The organism is Pseudomonas sp. S8 (genome assembly GCF_050473925.1).
GTDB classification, from domain to species: Bacteria; Pseudomonadota; Gammaproteobacteria; order Pseudomonadales; family Pseudomonadaceae; genus Aquipseudomonas; species Aquipseudomonas parakoreensis.
Genome location: NZ_JBFDVZ010000016.1, coordinates 2,243,492 through 2,263,581 on the forward strand (window position 1 = coordinate 2,243,492; position 20,090 = coordinate 2,263,581).

Here is a 20,090-nt window from a genome sequence, read left to right on the forward strand (position 1 = left end):
TTGATGATGTAGTCCGGATCGAGGGCGCGTTTGACCCGCTCGAAACTGGCGTTTGGCACCGCATCGCCGCCGAAGCAATAGATCCGCACCTTCGGCGGGTTGCCGACACGCTCGGCGTGTTCGGCCAGTTGTTGCAGGTACACCGGCGGGAACGCGACCACGCTCACGCCGTGTTCGATCATCGCGTTGTAGGTCTGCTCCGGCGTCCACAGCGTGTCGTCGCGAATCAGCAGCGAAGCCCCGTGGGTCAGGCTGGTCAGCCAGCGTTCGTGGGCGCCGTCGAAGGCGAACGACATGAAGTGGAATTCGCAGTCGCTGTCACGCATTTCGTAGCGCTGACCGATGGCCTGGCAATGCATCGCCAGTGGGCCGTGGGCAACGCTGACGCCTTTCGGATTGCCGGTGGAACCGGAGGTGTAGATCACGTATGCGAGGTTATGCGGATCGACTGCCACCTGAGGCGCCGTGCTCGGCAACTCGCGCAGGTCGAGACGATCCAGTTCCAGCAACGGCACCGACTCGTCGACCGGCAATTGCGCCGACACCGACGAATCGCTGAGCAACAGCGCCAGCCCTGAATCCTCGATCAGATAGGCCAGGCGTTCACGCGGGTAACTGGTGTCCAGCGGCACATAGGCACCGCCGGCCTTGAGCACCGCCAGCAGCGCGACGATCACCGCCTCGCTGCGTGGCAGGGCCACGCCGACCCGGGTCTCGGCGCCGACACCACGGGCGATCAGCGCGTGAGCCAGTTGATTGGCACGCTGCTCGATCTCGCCATAACTGAAGTGCTGACCGTTGAAGATCACCGCGGTGCGCTGCGGACGCTCGGCCGCCAGCACAGCAATGCGCTGATGCACAGCGATGTCCAGCGGGTACGGCTGCGGCCGGTTTTCGGCTTGCTGGCGGGCATGCTCTTGCGCGCTGGCCAGAGCGATTTCGCCAAGGTTGCGCTCGGCCGACAGCGCAAACTGTTCAAGCAATTGCAGCAGATGGGCACTGATGCCTTCGATCACTTCACCGGCAAACTGGCTGCGGTCGAAACTGTAGTGCAGCGTCAGTTGCTGACCGAGAGTGACCGCCACGCTCAGGGCGTAGTGGGTCTGTTCAAGGTTACCGACATCACCGAATGTCAGGCCCTGCCCGGCCTGGCTCAGCGCCTGGGCGACCGGGTAGTTTTCGAACACCAGAATGTTGTCGAACAGCGCTTCACCGCCCTGCCCGGCCCAGCGCTGGATGTCCGCCAGCGGCGTGTGTTCGAAGTCGCGCAGGCTGAGGTTTTGCGCCTGCACCGCTTGCAGCCATTGGCCAACGTTTTGGTCCGGACGCGGCGCGCCGATCACCGGCAGAGTGTTGATGAACAGGCCGACCTGCTGCTCGATGCCCGGCAAATCCGCCGGGCGCCCGGCCACGGTCGCACCGAACGCCACCGCCTCATGACCGGTGTAGCGCTGCAACAACAGCAGCCACGCAGCTTGCACGAGGGTGTTGACGGTGACTTTCTGCTGCCGGGCAAACGCTTCCAGCGCCTGGGTGCGCGGCACGTCCAGCGTCAGGTAATGGTCGCCGTGGCCGCTGGCGCGCTCGCCGCCGGTAGTGGCGCGGGCCAGTCGGGTCGGCTCTTGCAGCGCGGCCAATTGGCCGCTCCAGAAGTCCTGGCTCAGCTGCGCGTCCTGACGCTGCAGCCAGGCGATGTAATCGCGATACCGTCCGCCGCCATGGGCCGGGGTGCGACCGCTGTAGCGCTGCAACACTTCGCCGAGCAACTGCGAGTTGCTCCAGCCGTCCATCAGGATGTGGTGATGGGTGTAGATCAGGTGCCATTGCTCGGCAGCGGTCTGCACCAGCACCAGACGCAGCAACGGTGCATGGCTCAAATCGAATCCTTGCTGACGCTCGGCATCGGCCAGCGCCACGAGGGCTGCCGGCTGATCGTCGCGCTGGCGCCAGTCGAGGATGCTGAATGGCAACTGCACCTGCTTATGGACGATCTGTAGCGGTTGCGCCAGTTCGCCCTGCCAGACGAAACCGCTGCGCAGAATGTCCTGCGCAGCGACGGTGGCCTGCCACGCGGCGCGGAAACGCTCAGGGTCAAGGCCCTGCACGTCAACGCGCAATTGGTTGATGTACTCACCCGCCGCTTGCTCGTAAAGGGTATGGAACAGCAAACCCTGCTGCATCGGCGACAGCGGATAGACATCATCGAGCTGAACGGCCGGCACCGGCAGCGCATCCAGTTGCGCTTGGGTCACCCGAGCCAGCGGGAAGTCCGACGGCGTCGCTTGCGCGGTGGGCAGTGTGCAGCAGTGTTCGATCAGCGCCTGCAATTCGCTGGCGTATTGATCGACCAGGTGCTGCACCGTGGCGCTGTCGAACATCTCGCGGCTGAAGCCCCAGCTCATCGACAGTTCGCCGCCATACACCTGACCTTCCACGGTCAGCCAGTTGCCCAGCGGCGCCGACGGATCCTGCGCCACGCCGCTGGTTTCAACCGACGGCACGAACAGCGCCGCCTCGTCGAACTGACGGTCGAACTGGCCCAGGTAATTGAAGGTGATGCGCGGTTGCGGCAACCCGGCCAATTCAGCACGCACCGACGGCGCGGCCAGATGCCGTAGCACGCCGTAACCCAGACCTTTGTCCGGCACCGCGCGCAGTTGCTCCTTGATCGCCTTGATCGAACCGTCGAGATCCTCGCTCGCAGTCAGGTTGACCGCGAACAGGCTGGTGAACCAGCCCACGGTGCGGGTCAGGTCAATGTCATCGAACAGGTCTTCGCGGCCATGCCCTTCCAGTTCGATCAACGTGCCCGGCTGCTGCCTCCAGCGGCTGATGGTGCGCGCCAGTGCGGTGAGCAACAGATCGTTGACCTGGGTGCGATAGGCGGCGGGCGCCTGTTGCAGCAACTGGCGGGTGCGCTCGGCGTCGAGGCGCCATTCGATTTTCTCGCCGTGCAAATTGTGCAGGCTGCCATCCGGGCGGTCGCAAGGCAGATCCCTGGCACCCTGATGCTGGGCTTTCCAATAGCTCAATTGGTCATCGAAGCGCGATGCGCCCTGCGCCAGACGCGCGGTCCAACTCTGGAACGCGCTGGTCTTCGCCGGTAACTGAATGCCGCCGCCCGCCGCGAGCTGCTCGTAGGCCTGCTGCAGATCTTCCAGCAGCACCCGCCAGGAAACGCCATCGACTGCGAGGTGATGAATGATCAGTGCCAGTCGTTGCGAGCCGTCGGCCATGGTCACCAGCAACGCCCGCAGCAACGGGCCGTTTTGCAGGTCGAGGCTGCGCTGCGCTTCGTTGCACAACACCTGCAACTGTTCGGCAGATTCGGCATCGCGTTGCCACAGCTCAGCGCTGCTCAGCAGCGGGCCGTGGCTTTGCTGCCAGCCTTCGCTGCCTTCAACAAAACGCAGGCGCAAGGCGTCGTGGTGATTGATCAGGTGGGTCAGCGCCGCATCGAGCCATTGCGCGTTCAATGCCTCACGCGGGGTCAGCAGCAACGACTGGTTCCAGTGCTCGCGCACCGGCATCGCCCGGCTGAAGAAATCCTGCTGGATCGGCCCGAGCACGGCGTCGCCGGTCACCGGCCCCTGATCCACCGAGGACAGATGATCGTGGCTCGCGACCAGCGCCAGACTGCGCACGGTCTGGTACTGGAACAGGTCACGCGGGCTGATACGGATCCCGGCCTGCCGCGCACGGCTGACCACTTGAATCGAGATGATCGAATCGCCGCCTAGCTCGAAGAAATTGTCTTCGAGGCCGACGCGTTCGAGGCCGAGCACAGCCTCCCAGATCGCCGCGAGGGCTTTTTGCATGGCGTCCTGTGGCGCCACGAACGCCTGTTGCGGTGCGGCATCCGGTTGCGGCAAGGCCTTGCGGTCGAGTTTGCCGTTGGCGGTGACCGGCAATTTGTCGAGGGTGATCAGGTAGGTCGGCACCATGAACTCCGGCAGACTGCCGAGCAGCCACGCCTTGACCTCTTGCTGCCATTGCTCGTCTGCCTGCGGGTTTTCCAGCACCAGATAAGCCACCAGATGCTTGCCGCCCTGCACCAGCACCACCGCCTCACGCACCAGCGAGTGCTGCATCAGGCGGGTCTCGATTTCACCCAACTCAATGCGCAAACCGCGCAACTTTACCTGGTGGTCGAGACGCCCGAGGTATTCGATCACGCCGTCGGCACGCTGCCGCACACGGTCGCCGGTGCGGTACAGGCGCGCGCCGTCATGGAACGGGCACGGCACAAAACGTTCGGCCGTCAGCGCCGGGCGCTGGTGATAACTGCGCGCCAGCCCGGCGCCACCCAGATACAGTTCACCGGCGACACCGCTCGGCACCGGCAGCAATTCGGCATCGAGGACATGGGTGCGCAGGTTGGCGATCGGCCGGCCGATCGGCACGCTGTCCGCGCCTTCATCGACACAGGTCCAGTGGGTGACGTCGATGGCCGCTTCGGTCGGGCCGTACAAGTTGTAGAGGCTCGCGTTCGGCAGTTTGGCGAAGACTTGCAGTTGCGCATCCAGCGGCAACGCTTCACCGCTGCAGACAATCCGCTTGAGACCGCTGCAGCTTTCCACGCCCGCCTCGTGGATGAACGCCTGCAACATCGACGGCACAAAGTGCAGCGTGCTGATGCCGTGACGGTTGATGCTATCGATCAGTTGCAGCGGATCACGGTGCGCACCCGGCGCGGCTACCACCAGCCGCGCGCCGGTCAGCAGCGGCCAGAAAAACTCCCACACCGACACGTCGAAACTGAACGGGGTTTTCTGCAGCACCGAATCACTGGCATCCAGCGCATAGGCTTCCTGCATCCAGCACAAACGGTTGACCAGCGCCGCGTGACTGTTGCCAGCGCCCTTCGGTTTACCGGTGGAACCCGAGGTGTAAATCACGTACGCCAGGTTCAGCGGATCGACGCTGACCTCCGGACGGCTATCGCTGTAACGGTCGAGCAGCCCCGGCTGATCCAGGGTGATGACGTTTACGCCGTCAGTCGGCAGCGCTGCCAGCAGCGCCTGTTGCGTCAGCAGCAAAGTAATGCCGCTGTCCTCGATCATGTAGGCCAGACGCTCCTGCGGGTATTCCGGATCCAGCGGCACGTAAGCGCCGCCGGCCTTGAGAATCGCCAGCAGCGCGACGACCATTTCCACCGAACGCAGGGCGCAGACGCCAACCAGACTGTCCGCCTGCACGCCCTGTTCGCGCAGCAGATGCGCCAGACGATTGGCCCGCGCATCCAGCTCGGCGTAGCTCAGCGTCTGTTCGCCGAACAGCAGTGCCGGGGCCTGCGGCGTACGCGCGACCTGCGCTTCGATCAGTTGGTGAATCGGCGTGTCGCTCGGGTACTGCGCGTGGACGTTGTTCCAGTCGTGCACCAGCGTGCGCTGCTCGTCTGCCTCCAGCAGCGGCAACTCACCGATACGCTGCGACGGATCGGCGACCATCGCCGTCAGCAAGTGCAGCCAGTGCCGCGCCATGCGTTCGATGGTCGGTGCATCGAACAGGTCGCTGGCGTAGGTCAGCGCGGCGTGCAGCTTGCCGCCCTGCTCCCAGGTGTCCAGCGTCAGGTCGAACTGGGTGGTGCGGCTCTGCCAGTCGAGGCTGTCGAGTTGCAGGCCGGATGCGGTGCGGAGTGTGGCGATATCGGCCACGTGCGGCTGGTGGTTGTACATCACCTGGAACAGCGGCGTGTGGCTGAGGCTGCGTTCCAGCTTCAGCGCTTCGACCAGTTGCTCGAACGGCAGATCCTGATGCGCCTGCGCACCCAGCGCGGTTTCCTTGACCGCCCGCAGCAACTCGTCGACCCGGGTCTGGCCGTCGAGTTGCGTGCGCAGCACCTGGGTGTTGACGAAGAAGCCGATCAGGCCTTCGATCTCGCCGCGATTGCGGTTGGCGATCGGCACGCCGACACGCAGGTCGGTCTGCCCGGTGTATCGGTGTAGCAGCGCATTGAAGGCGCCGAGCAGTAACATGAACACGGTGACCTGATGCTGTTGCGCCGTGCTGCGCAGCTGCTCGGCGAGTTGGCCGTCGACCGTAAACTCGTAACGAGTGCCGCGATAGCTCGGCATCGCCGGGCGCGAATGATCCAATGGCAACTCCAGCACCGGGTGTTCGTCGCCCAGTTGTGCCTGCCAATAGTCGAGTTGGCGCGCCTGCTCACCGGCCTCCAGCCAGCGGCGTTGCCACAGCGCATAGTCGCTGTACTGGATCGGCAGTGGCGGCAATTGCGGCGTCTGACCCGCGTCGAACGCGTCGTAGCAACGGATGAACTCGTCGATCAACACGTTCATCGACCAGCCATCGGACACGATGTGGTGCAGGGTCAGCAGCAGCACGTGTTCCTGCTCGGCCAGCTTGAGCAAGGTCACCCGCAGCAACGGGCCGACCGCCAGATCGAATGGCAGCAGCGACTGCTGTTCGGCGGCATCGATCACCGCCTGTTCACGCCCACTGGCCGACAGAGCGCTGAAGTCTTCCCGGTTAATCAGCAGCGGCGCGGTGGCCGGCACTTGCAGCAGGCTGTCATCGGCCTGGCGCTGGAACACTGTGCGCAGGGTTTCGTGACGCTCCACCAGACTGGCGAAGGCTTGCTCCAGCGCCGACTGGTTCAGTCGACCATTGAGTCGCACTGCACCGGGCAGGTTGTAGGCTCCGCTCTGCGGATCGAGTTGCCACAGGAACCACATGCGTCGCTGCGCGTAAGACAGCGCCTGACGATCCTCGGCTGCGATGCCGGCGGGTATCGGGAACCGCGCGAAATCCACGCCCTCCTTGTGCAGGGCCGCGAGGAACATCTGGCGCTTTTCCAGGGGCAACCCGATAAACCGGCGAGCAAGTTTCAAGGAGTCTTCAGCATTCATTTCTCAGCATCCGGATCAGTAGGCAGGAAGCACAAAGGCACGTCGTCCCTATAAAACGAATGCAGACCGGAAAAATTAGCGAATGAGAACAACTGTCAGGCGGGAGGTAGAGCGGGGAATTTCAGTCGTATCGCACAATCCTGTAGGAGCTGCGGCACGCTGCGATCTTTTGATTTTAAAGATCAGGATCAAAAGATCGCAGCGTGCCGCAGCCCCTACAGGGAGCGGATCAGGCGGTGATGGCCAGGTTGTGCCGACGATGATGGCCCTCCAGCTGATCCTTGATCACCTTGAGCACTTTGGCCTCATGCTCATGAATGAAAAAGTGCCCGCCGGCGAGCATGTCCACCGAAAAGCTGCCGCGGGTTTCCTTGCTCCAGCCGATCAGTTGTTCGGTGGTCGCGCGATCCGCCTTGCCGCCCAGCACGTGCACCGGGCAGTTAAGCAACGGCCGCTGCAACGGCTCGAATTTGCCGCAAAGCAGAAAGTCCGCGCGCAGGATCGGCAGCGTCAGGCTCATCAGTTCGGCATTGGCCAGCACTTCTTCGCTGGTGCCGTTGAGTGTGCGTAGTTGATCGATCAGCTCGGCGTCGGTTTTCGGCTCGGCAAAACCGCGATCGTAATCGGCGCGCATCGTCGGCGCCGCCGTGCCCGAGGCAAACAGCGCCACCGGTTCCGGACAGCCCAATGCGCGCAGCGCGTGAGCGATTTCGCAGGCCAGCAGCGCGCCCAGGCTATGGCCGAACACCGCATACGGCGCTTTGAGATTCGGCCGCAATTCCTTGGCCAGTTGCATCGCCAGCGCACGCATATCCGTGTGCAGCGGCTCGTCGAAACGTGCACCGCGCCCCGGCAGTTCCACCGGTTGCAGTTGCAGCCATTGCGGCAGTTTTGGCCGCCAGCGGCTATAGACCATGGCGCTGGCGCCGGAGTACGGCAGGCACAGCAGGGTCAGCTTGTTCACCCGGCTTTCCTCAAAAAATTTGTCTGTAGAGATAAACGGATTACGCCCCCGGCAAATTAGTCGCGCGCCGGTAAATTGCATCAACAGGCGCTCGTTAACTGTTCAGGCCAAAACCAATAACGAGGATTCACCGTGGACCTGCAGAGCATCCTGGGCAAGTTGTTCGCCAACGCCGGTGCCGTCGGCATCGAAGGCGTTTTCCAATTCGTGTTTGGCCCGCAGCAGGCCTACTGGTCGGAGGTCAAGGCCAGCAGTCGCACCGCACCCGGACGCCACCCCAGCCCCGACGTGACCATTGAAGTCGCCGAGGGTGATTTTCTCGGGATCATGGGCGGCCGGGTCAATGTCGAAGAACTGTTCGCCAGCGGTCGCCTGAAAATCGGCGGCAACATGGGCCTGGCGACGCTGCTGCCGCAGATCATCGAGCACGCGATGCACGGTGGCGCCGTGGCGCAAAAAGTCGACATGAACAAGCGCTATCCGACCCCGCCGCGCTTCAGTGAACGACTCACCGCCGGACTGCCGGTCCAGACCCGCGTCGAGCGCCATGCGCGCGATGAATTGTCGGTCAGCGAGTTCAAAAGCAAGTATTTGCCCAACGGCATCCCGGTGGTGATCAGCAATGCCCTGCAGGACTGGCCGCTGTTCAAGCTCAGTCGCGAGGAATCACTGGTGCATTTCGCCGAACTGCAGGGCATCACCCGCCACGGAGATTACGTGAAGAAGACCTTTTCCACCGAACGTGATTTCCGCTCGACGTCGATGGCCGAGTTCATTGCCTCGCTGGATCAACCGGCAGTCAAAAGGGCTGACGGCGAACCACCGGCCTACATGGGCAACAACATCCTGCCGGCGCAATTGCTGCAGCAGATCAAGTACCCGCCCTACTTCGATGCCTCGCTGTTCATCCCGCCACGCATCTGGATCGGCCCCAAAGGCACGCTGACGCCGCTGCACCGCGACGACACCGATAATTTGTTCGCGCAGGTCTGGGGCCAGAAGCAGTTCACCCTCGCCGCCCCGCATCACCGCGAAGCACTGGGTACCTGGTCGACCGCGCCTAAGGGTGGCCTGGACGGCTGCGACTTCAACCCCGACGCGCCGGACTACCAGCGCTTTCCTGCAGCACGCGATGTGACGTTCCTGCGCGTGACGCTGGAAGCCGGGGATCTGCTGTTTTTGCCGGAGGGCTGGTTCCATCAGGTGGAGTCGGTGTCGACGTCACTGTCGGTGAATTTCTGGGTGAATTCGGGCCGGGGTTGGTGACCCATTCGCTGTCGGTGTGGATAACTCTGTGGCGAGGGGATTTATCCCCGATCGACTGCGCAGCGGTCGCAAACTCCCGGCAAGGTACTTCTGAAGGAAAGGGCTGGCTGGATTTGGGGCTGCTTCGCGGCCCATCGGGGATAAATCCCCTCACCCCAACCGCTCGTCAATGCCGGGTTATTTCAGGTGCCGATAACTCTGAAATGCCGACGCCAATACCACCGCCCCCGCCGCAATCGCCAGCCAGAATCCGCTGCGTGCGCCAAAGGCATCGACCAGCGCGCCGGAGCCGGCGGCACCAATCGCCACGCCGATGCTCAATCCGGTCACCAGCCAGGTCAGGCCTTCAGTCAGCTTGGCCGGCGGCACGATGCGCTCGATCAACGCCATCGCCACAATCAGCGTCGGCGAGAAGAACAATCCCGCGACAAACACCGCCAGCGACAAGCTGACAATATTGCTCGCCAGCAACAACGGCAGCGTGGTCACCGCCGTCGCCACGCCGCCATACAGGAACAGACGCGGCAACGGCAGTTTCGAACGCATCGCGCCGAAGGCGATACCGGCCAGACACGAACCGATGGCGTACACCGACAACACGATGCTCGCCGCCGCCGGCTGACCCTGCTGCTGGGCGAAGGCGACGCTGACCACATCGACCACACCGACGATGACGCCCATGGCGAGCATCAACGCCAGCAGCCATTGCACGTCGGTCGAGCGAATGATCGAACCCTGATGTTGTGATTCCTGCGGGTGCACCGCCGGCTCGGTGCTGCGCTGGGCGACAAACGCCGTCACCCCGATCGCCAGCGCCAACAGCGCGGCCAACGGCCCGGCCTCGGGAAACGCCACCACGCACAAACCCACCGACAGCGGCGGGCCGACGATGAAACAGACTTCATCAAGCACCGATTCCAGCGCATAGGCGGTCTGCAATTGCGGCTGGCCACGATAGATCTCGGTCCAGCGCGCACGCACCATCGCTGACATGCTCGGCATGCACCCGGCCAGCGCGGCGAAGATGAACAGCGTCCAGGTCGGCGCCTGCAAACGCGTGCACAACAGCAACATCAACAGCGCCCCGCCACCGATCAACGCCGACAACGGCAGCACGTTGCCCTGGCCGTAACGATCCACCAGCCGCGAGACCTGCGGTGCACAAAACGCCGTGGCCAGGGCAAACGTCGCCGCCACCGCACCGGCCAGCGCGTACCCGCCCTTGAGCTGCGAGAGCATGGTGATCACGCCGATGCCGGTCATGGAAATCGGCATGCGCGCGATCATCCCGGCCAGAACAAAAGCCCGGGCGCCGGGGGCGGTGAATAATTCGCGGTAGGGGTTTGCCATGGGTACAGCCTCATCAGGGGCCGCCAAGTTGCCATAAAGGTTGATGAGCGTGGAAGCGGGGAATTGTTGGTGGAATGTGAAGGCGCGAAACTCAACACCTTGCGATTCCAGGCACTCTCCCAGGATCTCTTCCCAAGACCAATGGCATTGCCGCCGACGTCTGGAATCACATAACCAATAGTCGAAAATCGCGCACACCTGTCAGGTTTTACAGGTGCCTTTTCATGCGATTGCAGTTCTCATGAGGCTTTGACTCAATGGCGTACCGCTCCTGAATGAACGGGCAACTGCTCTTGAGCACTATCCCATAGCGCACGCGCCAAGGAGCCTTGCCATGGAAGAACAGCTTATTCTGGTATCGCCCAAGGATCGCCAGACCGGTGTAGCCTCAAAGATGAAGGTGCATCACCAGGGACTGCGCCATCGCGCATTTTCGATTCTGCTCTTTGACTCACAAGGTCGGATGCTGATGCAGCAACGCGCGTTGGGCAAATATCATTCCGGCGGATTATGGACCAACACGTGCTGCGGGCATCCTCGCCCCGGCGAACGCACGGCCGCTGCTGCCCTGCGTCGACTGCAGGAGGAAATGGGCACGACGTGCAAACTGCAGAAAGTCGCTTCGATGCTCTATTACGAGCAAATGTCCAATCAACTGATCGAGCATGAATTTGACCATGTGTTTGCCGGCCTCAGCCAGCTCGATCCGGTAGCCAATCCCGAGGAAGTCGAAAGTTGGGAGTGGCTGTCGCTGGAGGAGATCACCGAACGGATCGAACAGGCACCCGAGCAGTTCACGATCTGGTTTCGCCGGATGTTCGAGCAGTTCGGGACAGGGGGTGTAAGGCAATGGTTCGAGGCCGCCCGCGATGCGTCAGCGGCACGATCAATGCCTGATGCTTTTGGGAAGAAGGCAAGATCACCCTGGGCCGTCCCACCGTTGTATTGTCCGGCGCCGTTTCGGGTTGATACGGCGCTGGCCGAGGCTGTCGAGGATCGGCTCATGCCATGGATCAAGGAGGTCGGCATATTTGCCGGACAACTCGAAAAGGTCCGCGCCATGGGGTTCGGTCGCTTCGCCATGCTTTGCCATACCGACACTCACGATCCCGATCGCCTGCTGCTTTCGGCACAGTGCATCGCCGCCCTGTTTGCCGTGGATGATTACTACTGTGATGACGAGCGAACCGGCTCCGAACCGCGCCTGGTAGGGCCCCGACTTTCGCTGGCGCTGGCCGCACTGGAGCCGGCGCACCTGCCCTCTCGCTTTCATTGCGGTCTTGATCAGGCACTGAACAGTGACCCGGTACTGGTTGCGCTTCGCGCCTATATGGACCGCGTTCAGGCATTCGCATCTTCCGTACAAGTGGCCAGGGTACGCCACGAAATCATCGCCATGTTTGTCACCATGACTGCCGAAGCGGCCTGGCGTCTGGAAGGATTGACCCCACCCATCTGGGAATACCTCGCTCAACGCCAGACCAACAGTTTTTTACCCTGCATGTCATTGATCGACGTGATCGGCGGATACGAACTGCCAGCACACATCTACAGCGCCCCTGCCGTGCGGCGCGTGACCACGCTGGCCGCCAGCGCCACGATCGTCGCCAACGATCTGTATTCCGCACACAAGGAAAATCAGGCCGCAATCGGCGATTTCAATCTGCCGCTGTTACTGGCTCGCGAACACAATTGCACGCCCCGACAAGCGATGATCAAGTGCGCGCACGTTCATGACGAAATCGTGCACCTGTATGAAGCGGCGGAACAAGCCGTGCTGCCGGATGCATCGCCGCTGCTGCAGCGTTTTCTGACCGGCATAAAAAGCTGGGTCTCCGGCAGTCTTGAATGGCACCGGCACAGTGGCCGCTATCACGTCTGAACGTGTCGATCTTTTCATGCATGCGGATGAACTCTCGCAGCTCGCCATGGGTCAGCTGACTGAGCCCTTAACCCAGGCATTTCGAGCATGCAGATTTCCCTCGCCCGCCAAGTAGCACTGGTCACCGGCGCCAGTTCCGGCATCGGCCATGCCGCCGCCAAAGCGCTGGCCGCTGCCGGCGCCGCCGTCGTCATCAATTACCACCGTCAGGCCGAACCTGCTGAAGCGCTGGCGCAGCAAATCATTGCCGACGGCGGTCAGGCACTGACCATCGGCGCCGATATCTCCAAGGAAGACCAAGTCGAACGGCTGTTCGCCGAGACCCTCGAAGCCTTTGGTGCGCTGGACATTCTGGTGGCTAATTCCGGTCTGCAAAAGGATGCCGCGGCGGTGGACATGACTCTGGAAGACTGGAACACGGTGATCGGCGTCAACCTCACCGGCCAGTTTCTCTGCGCCCGCGCCGCGCTGCGGATTTTCAACCGCCAAGGCGTGCGTGAAGGCGTGTCCCGCGCCGCCGGCAAGATCATTCACATGAGTTCGGTGCATCAGCGCATCCCGTGGGCCGGGCACGTCAACTATGCGGCGTCCAAGGGCGGCGTCGATCAGTTGATGCAAACCCTCGCCCAGGAAGTCAGCCAGCAGCGCATTCGCATCAACGGCATCGCGCCGGGAGCGATTCGCACGGCGATCAACCAGGACGCCACCGAAGGCGCTGCCGGTGAAAAACTGCTGGAGCTGATTCCGTACGGGCGCATCGGCGACGTCGAGGACATCGCCAACGCGGTGGTGTTTCTCGCTTCCGACGCCGCCGACTACATCGTCGGCACCACCCTGTTCATCGACGGCGGCATGAGTCTTTATCCGGAGTTTCGCGGCAATGGCTGAGCATCATCCTGAACGACAAAGCCCGATTGACGCCCACGGCATCATCGGCGACCTGCGCAGTGCCGCGCTGGTCAACGACAGGGGCAGCGTGGATTTTTTCTGCTGGCCGGAATTCGACAGCCCGTCGATCTTCTGTTCGCTGCTCGACACGCCCGAGGCAGGGATTTTCCAGCTCGCCCCGGACTTGCCCGATGCCCGGCGCGAGCAGATCTACCTGCCCGACACCAACGTGCTGCAGACGCGCTGGCTCAGCGAGTATGCGGTGGTGGAAATCACCGACCTGCTGCCGATCGGCGACAGTGTCGATGACCTGCCGCTGCTGATGCGTCGGGTGCGGGTGGTCAGCGGTGAAGCGACCTTTCACATGCACTGCGCGGTGCGCCATGACTACGCGCGCGCCAACACCCGGGCGCAGATGGATCAACAATCGGTGATTTTCAGCGCCGAGGGTCAGCCGTCGTTGCGGCTGGTGGCGGATCAGGCGTTGCGCATTGAAGGCGAATCGGCCGTTGCTTCCTTCAGTTTGCAACAGAATCAACACGCCGAGTTCGTCCTCGGTGGCGCCGACGATCCGCGCTTCAAGGATGACGGCGCGAAAATGTGCCTGGAGCGCACGCTGAAGTTCTGGCGTGACTGGATCGGCCAGTCCAACTACCGTGGGCGCTGGCGGGAGATGGTCAATCGTTCGGCTCTGGCGCTGAAGCTGCTGACCTCGCGCAAGCACGGCGCGATTCTCGCCGCCGCCACGTTCGGCTTGCCGGAAACCCCCGGCGGCGAGCGCAACTGGGACTACCGCTACACCTGGATCCGCGACGCCTCGTTCACCGTCTACGCGTTCATGCGTCTGGGCTTTGTCGATGAGGCCAACGCCTACATGGGCTGGCTGCGCGGGCGGGTCAGCGATTGCCAAGGGCATTCAACCAAACTCAACATCCTCTATGCCATCGACGGTCGCCAGCAACTGCCGGAAACCGAACTCTCGCATCTCTGCGGCCATGGCGACGCGCAACCGGTGCGCATCGGCAATGGCGCGTACGATCAGATTCAGCTCGATATCTTTGGCGAACTGATGGACGCGGTGTACCTGGTCAATAAATACGGTGACGCGATTTCCCACCAAGGCTGGAAACACGTGCGCGAAGTGGTTGATCAGGTGTGTGAGACCTGGCAGACCACGGATGTAGGCATTTGGGAAATGCGCGGTGAGCAGCATCACTTCTTGCACTCGCGACTGATGTGCTGGGTGGCCCTGGACCGGGCGATACGGCTCGCTTCGAAACGCTCGCTGCCGGCGCCGTTCGCCCAGTGGGACCAGACCCGCCAGGCGATCTACGCCGACATCTGGGACAACTTCTGGAACGAGGAGCGCGGGCATTTCGTCCAGTACAAGGGCGGCACCGCGCTCGACGGTTCGATGCTGCTTATGCCGCTGGTGCGCTTCGTCAGCGCCAAGGACCCGCGCTGGCTGTCGACCCTTGAAGCGATCGAAAAGACGCTGGTGCGCGACGGCATGGTTTATCGCTATCGCAACGATGACGCCAACATCGACGGTTTGACCGGCACCGAAGGCGCATTTGCCGCCTGCTCGTTCTGGTACGTCGAATGCCTGGCCCGGGCCGGTCAGGTGGAAAAGGCCCATCTGGAATTCGAGCAATTGCTGCGTTATGCGAACCCGCTAGGGTTATACGCCGAAGAGTTCGACAGCCATGGCCGGCACCTGGGCAACACCCCGCAGGCGCTGACGCATCTGGCATTGATCAGTGCGGCGAGTTTTCTCGATCGGCGTTTGAGTGGGGAGAAGGGTGAGTGGCAGCCGTAATTTCGCCAGTATCTGTAGGAAATATGCCGCATCAGCACGCTTCGCTGGGCTAACCCCTACACAGAAATAAACAGAATCAGATCTCCTGGGGTGAGGGGATTTATCCCCGATGGGCTGCGCAGCGGCCCCGCTCTTTGCCTGCTTATTTGTTCAACAGTGCCGCATTGCATGGCTTTGCGACTGCTGCGCAGTCGATCGGGGATAAATCCCCTCGCCACAGTTTGGGTAGTTTGTTCCTGCTTCTTCTAAACAAAACCCAAGCAAATCCCTCCCCCGCAACCTGCACTTACACCCTGAAATACCCTGTTGCCAGCTGTTACATCCCCCCCTACCATCCACCGCAACGGGCACAGCGGAGCTGTCCAATAAAACCCGAATTCAAGGAACCAGAATGACCCAGCACGTCCACCGTCCCATCGCCACGCCCCTGCGCACCGGCCTGACCCGCACCCAACTGTGGGAAGCCGCCGACAAAGGCCTGATCAAATGCTGGGAAATCGGCCGCCAGCGCGCCAGCCGCTTCCCCGACCTCGCGCAACAATGCCTCGCCGGTGAACTGCCAGTACTCGGCTGGAAAGGTGGCGTCAGCCGCAGCCTGAAGAAAAACGAAAAATACGGCTCGCTGAAATACCTGGCGCAGTGGCAAGGATTGCGTGGCGAAGACCTGGATATTGATCTGAGTGAAGAACGCTCGATGACCTGCTCGCGGACGAAGATGCGGGTGACGTTTACCCCGGATCGGACGAAGTATTTCAATCAGGTGGCGGAAGCTGAAACCTGAAAGAAGTACGGCGGCTCCCTTATCTTTTGGTCACTCAAAAAATTGAATTGAAAAGCAAAATAAATCCCAAATAATCCATACAAGGAAGTTAGACCATGAATGCATTGACACCGGATCATAACGATAGACCGGCGGACTCACTCGACGCAGTCAAACAGCACGTGCGCGAATTCATGAAATCGCTATTCTCTGAAGAAAAACGCAAGGCGTATTACGCAATAAGCACCCTTACCGGACTATTGATTTTCTTCATATACTTTTCTCACATAAATTACACACCACGAATATCACTAACTGACTCGATCCTTCTACTGTTTTCCGCACTCATAATCGGCGTTGGATTTTCATTGGTAATTGCCGGGCTTTTTATACTTCCTTCGTTGGCTTGGAAAGATCTGCTGGAGAAGAACCTGCCAGATGAACAACCAAAACGTTTCAAATATATCTTCCTCCGACAGGGAATAGCATTATTTTTGCTCATAAACTTGGCACTTGGTGCAATGCTATACAGCGACTACCGCGAATATTGTTTCATGGGTTTTTTGGCCAGTGGATTACTGTGGTTCGTGATCATGCTCGCGAAAGGGGAAGAACTGCCAAAAAACGCCATTGCACTTGCACTCAACACACTTGTTATGAGTCTCTGTGCATTGATGGTCATTAACATCGCTCTGCACGGAGTTGAAAGCATTGTCGACGCTGAATTGAAAGAAACAACTGCGCGCATGTATGTTTTCTTCAGCTTAATGCTAATCCTCTTTATCAATGTATTCCTTGCATCTTTCAAGAAAACAGGCATTACTGAAACCGTATTGAGCGCCTTAGGGCTATTGTTTTTGATTTTTATTGCTACGCAAAGTCTCGCCACCATCCCCAAAGGAGTGATGCATATACTTGGCCTTGGGAGTTTCCGTGCCGAAGAAATAGTTCTGAAGAACGAGCTATGTGACTATTTCAAAAAAAATGATGAAAAAAACGTCAGACCATTAACTTCAAAAACCTGCTCCCTGACCAAATCGTGGATACTTTGGAAAGGAGAAGATACCGTTCTAATCATGATCAAAAACATTAAGTATCAAATTGACAAAAAAGATATAAAACTGATCTCGTACGAGTCATTTGATGTTGATTCGCCAGCCCGAAACGAGAAAAAGGAAGAGATGAAAAGCAAGGGTGATCCAAAATCAGACTAGTCATAGTCTAGTGTTCCAGAATGCGAACGCATTCTGGAACTGCCATGCTCTGCTATCCAATACAACAAGCAAAAACCGCTACTCTCGAAATTGCCTACGAACACCACGGCCCGGATACAGGAGCCTCAGTCATTCTGCTCCACGGTTTCCCCTACTCACCCCGTGCTTACGACGAAATCGCCCCAGCTCTGGCTGCCGAAGGCTATCGGGTCATTGTTCCGTACCTGCGTGGTTACGGGCCGACTCGGTTCAACAGTGCCGAAACGTTGCGCTCAGGCCAACAAGCTGCCCTCGCCCAGGATCTGCTCGACCTGATGGATGGGCTGGGTATCGGACAAGCCACGCTGTGCGGGTACGACTGGGGTGGGCGCGCGGCGTGCATTATTGCGGCGTTGTACCCCGAGCGAGTGCGTGGGTTGGTCACTGGCGATGGCTATAACTTGCAGGACATTGCCAACTCAGTCACGCCGCTGGATCCCGAGACGGAGCATCGGCTCTGGTATCAGTACTATTTCCACACGCCGCGAGGTGTTGAGGGACTGAGGCAAAACCGGCGAGAGTTCTGTGAGTTGCTGTGGCAATTGTGGTCCCCTACGTGGTCGCGCAACGCCGAGCGATACCCACTGAGCGCGCCGACGTTCGATAACCCGGACTTCGTCGAGGTGGTGATTCATTCCTATCGCCATCGTTTCATGTATGCGCCCGGTGATCCCGCGCTCGAGTGGATGGAAGATGCGCTGACGAAGCAGCCGGCAATCAGCGTGCCGAGCATTTCCCTGTGCGGCGCCGATGACGGGGTTGGCCCCGCACCGGAAGAGGATAAGGACGCCGAACACTTCAGCGGATTCTATGAGCGGCGGTTGCTCGCTGGCGTGGGCCACAACATTCCCGAGGAAGCACCGCAGGAAACGATCAAGGCATTGCTAGATCTGTTGCGAACCGACTGACGCTCAACCCTATGGCTGCCATCGCGGATCGTTGCGGACTTTCTCGGCTATGTGTTTGAAGAATTCCTTGCGGATTTTCAGTTGCAGTCCTGTCTCGGTTTCGACAATGGTCAGATCATTGTCCTTCGGGTTCGGGCGGTACTGAAAGCGGGTAAATACCTGTTCCGTCTCGCCTTGGATGAAATAGTGCAAGGTGTTTCGAGAGTTTAAGGATGGTAAATCGTCCATCCCGAGTTCGTTCGCACTGACTGTGATTCCCGGTTCTGCAACCACATGAAGCTCAGTGGCGGTGACCCCTTGTTCTTCGGCGTCCGCAGCTGAAAACCGAATAGGCATGATCATCAGGTGACCATTGCGATAAAACTGCTTCTGAATATGGAAAGGTTTGCTGATGCCAACCTCTTTCCCGCTAACGTGAATGTTCCAGTACACATGCGTCACATCATCGAGTTTTCGGAAAGCCCCATCCTCGCCGAACACTATTTCGTAACCTCCCCCGAAGTAGCAGTGCAGCGAAGTCGCCTTGCTTTTCAATTCGAGTTCCAGAAGCATGCCGGCAAATGCCATCGTAGTGCTCAGGTAGGTCGCACGATCAGCTTCGACACCGAGGGCGGTGCCGGTCTCCCACTGGTATTGTCCGAGCAGACTTTCAAACACTGGCGCGCCTGTGCCGATCAAGTGCAGATCGGTACAGCTCGGAGTGTCGAAAGTCCTGGCGTCGAAGTTGATTTGATAGGCCGCATTCTCATAGACGAAATATCCCGTCAGTTGCAGATCCAAGCCATTCAGATCGTCCGGCAGTTGCTTCAGATACGCTCGAAGGGCAGCCGGGGTCAGCCCGGATCCCGCCATGGCTCGCAGTTCTTGAATCACCAATCTTGCCGCCACTTCATGGCCTGCCCATGCGATGGCCATGTCATCACAGATGACAATGACCTTTTGGGTCAGCCCGACGATGGAATACCCCGATCCCTTGGGAAAGACTTCAGTGACTTTGCCCACGGAAGGAATAGAGACGTCGTGCTCAGTCTCATCACCCGACAGCAGCAAGTCGCCCATAACCACTAATCGCCGATTGAGCGCGTAAGAGATCCCTAAAGTCATAAAAGCTCCTGGGTGAACGATTGATATGGCCGCGCCAACAAAATGCCACCATCGTTCATCCGATTGCAACGCTGACCGAAAACCGCTCCCGATACGCCTGCGGCGTCACCCCGATCGCCCGCAGGAAACTGCGGCGCAACGTCTCCTCACTGCCAAACCCGCAGTTGGCCGCCACCCGTTTCACCGGCAGCCCGGTGTCGCTGAGCAGGCGCCGGGCGGTTTCGACGCGGATCAGTTCGATGGCGCGGGCCGGGGTCTGGCCGGTGTCGGCGCGGTAGTGGCGGACGAAACTGCGTTCGCTCATGCCGGCCTGTTCGGCCAGGGTCGGGACGCCGAGGTCGCAGGTGAGGTTTTCGGCGATCCAGGCGTGCAGCTCATCAAAGCGATTGCCCTGATTCTGCAGGGCCAGGGTCACGCTGAATTGCGATTGCCCGCCGGGGCGTTTGAGGAACACCACCAGATGCCGGGCGACGTCGAGGGCGAGGTCGCGGCCCAGATCTTCCTCGACCATCGCCAACGCCAGATCGATGCCGGCGGTAACGCCGGCCGAGGTCCAGACCGGGCCATCGTTGATGAAAATCGGGTTGGCTTCGACCTGCAACTTCGGGTGCTGCTGCGCCAGTTGTTCGCAACGGGTCCAGTGGGTGACCACGCGACGCCCGTCGAGCCAGCCGCTCGCCGCCAGTAGAAATGCCCCCGTACACACCGAGGCGACGCGTCGACATTTCGCTGCGTGCTCGCGTACCCAATCCACCAGCGACTCATCTTCGGATGCCGGATAGATCCCCCAACCACCCGCGATAATCAGCGTGTCGCTGGCGTCTTGCGGCAACGGTTCGGCGAGCACCGCCAGCCCCGCCGAGGACATCACCGCTCCGCCCTCGCGAGCAATCACCGACGGCGCATACGGCACCGGCAAGCCGCGTTGGCGGGCGATGTCGTTGGCCGAGGCGAATACTTGCAGAGGGCCGGTGACATCGAGAATCTGCATGTTGGCAAACGCGAGTACGTGGATGACTTTGGGCAT

The 20,090-nt window shown here is 60.5% G+C and carries 12 protein-coding genes (1 of these 12 cut by a window edge); 7 read left to right on the forward strand and 5 right to left on the reverse strand.

The window, feature by feature from the left end:
- Positions 1-6,869, reverse strand: partial view of a non-ribosomal peptide synthase/polyketide synthase gene (locus tag AB1J88_RS11145; protein ID WP_430291076.1) — the 5' portion only. 5,452 nt of this gene lie to the left of the window's left edge; only the first 6,869 of its 12,321 coding nucleotides appear in the window; it begins with the start codon at positions 6,867-6,869; its stop codon lies off the left edge, out of view.
- Positions 6,870-7,098: 229 nt separating this feature from the next.
- Positions 7,099-7,833 carry a thioesterase II family protein gene (locus AB1J88_RS11150; protein ID WP_142579799.1) on the reverse strand — a complete coding sequence of 245 codons (735 nt, stop codon included), beginning with the start codon at positions 7,831-7,833 and terminating at the stop codon, positions 7,099-7,101.
- A gap of 132 nt (positions 7,834-7,965) precedes the next feature.
- Between AB1J88_RS11150 and AB1J88_RS11155 the strand changes: the two genes are divergently transcribed.
- Positions 7,966-9,099: a cupin-like domain-containing protein gene (locus tag AB1J88_RS11155; protein WP_430291077.1), complete on the forward strand. Its 1,134-nt coding sequence runs from the start codon at positions 7,966-7,968 to the stop codon at positions 9,097-9,099.
- Between the two features lie 177 nt (positions 9,100-9,276).
- Here AB1J88_RS11155 and AB1J88_RS11160 read toward each other — a convergent pair whose 3' ends face one another.
- On the reverse strand, positions 9,277-10,449 hold the full coding sequence (locus AB1J88_RS11160; protein ID WP_086794924.1) for an MFS transporter: 1,173 nt from the start codon (positions 10,447-10,449) through the stop codon (positions 9,277-9,279).
- Positions 10,450-10,783: 334 nt separating this feature from the next.
- On the opposite strand from AB1J88_RS11160, the gene AB1J88_RS11165 reads away from it, so the two are divergent.
- From AB1J88_RS11165 to AB1J88_RS11190, 6 genes are all read left to right on the forward strand, one after another.
- Positions 10,784-12,331, forward strand: a complete 1,548-nt coding sequence (locus tag AB1J88_RS11165; protein ID WP_430291078.1) for a family 2 encapsulin nanocompartment cargo protein terpene cyclase — start codon at positions 10,784-10,786, stop codon at positions 12,329-12,331.
- A gap of 87 nt (positions 12,332-12,418) precedes the next feature.
- Positions 12,419-13,219, forward strand: coding sequence for an SDR family oxidoreductase (locus AB1J88_RS11170; RefSeq protein ID WP_430291079.1), 801 nt, complete (start codon positions 12,419-12,421; stop codon positions 13,217-13,219).
- Positions 13,212-15,038 (forward strand): glycoside hydrolase family 15 protein, encoded by a 1,827-nt coding sequence (locus AB1J88_RS11175; RefSeq protein ID WP_430291080.1) that lies wholly within the window; start codon positions 13,212-13,214, stop codon positions 15,036-15,038. The genes AB1J88_RS11170 and AB1J88_RS11175 overlap by 8 nt, the downstream gene beginning before the upstream one ends.
- Before the next feature lie 391 nt (positions 15,039-15,429).
- A complete protein-coding gene (locus AB1J88_RS11180) occupies positions 15,430-15,819 on the forward strand; it encodes a hypothetical protein (RefSeq protein WP_430291081.1) in 390 nt (129 codons plus the stop codon).
- A 95-nt stretch (positions 15,820-15,914) separates the two neighbouring features.
- Positions 15,915-17,012, forward strand: coding sequence for a hypothetical protein (locus AB1J88_RS11185; RefSeq protein WP_430291082.1), 1,098 nt, complete (start codon positions 15,915-15,917; stop codon positions 17,010-17,012).
- Positions 17,013-17,056: 44 nt separating this feature from the next.
- On the forward strand, positions 17,057-17,959 hold the full coding sequence (locus AB1J88_RS11190) for an alpha/beta fold hydrolase (protein ID WP_222015412.1): 903 nt from the start codon (positions 17,057-17,059) through the stop codon (positions 17,957-17,959).
- Between the two features lie 9 nt (positions 17,960-17,968).
- On the opposite strand, the gene AB1J88_RS11195 is transcribed toward AB1J88_RS11190, so the two are convergent.
- Positions 17,969-19,063, reverse strand: a complete 1,095-nt coding sequence (locus AB1J88_RS11195; RefSeq protein WP_430291083.1) for a hypothetical protein — start codon at positions 19,061-19,063, stop codon at positions 17,969-17,971.
- A gap of 55 nt (positions 19,064-19,118) precedes the next feature.
- Positions 19,119-20,090, reverse strand: coding sequence for a GlxA family transcriptional regulator (locus AB1J88_RS11200; RefSeq protein ID WP_430291084.1), 972 nt, complete (start codon positions 20,088-20,090; stop codon positions 19,119-19,121).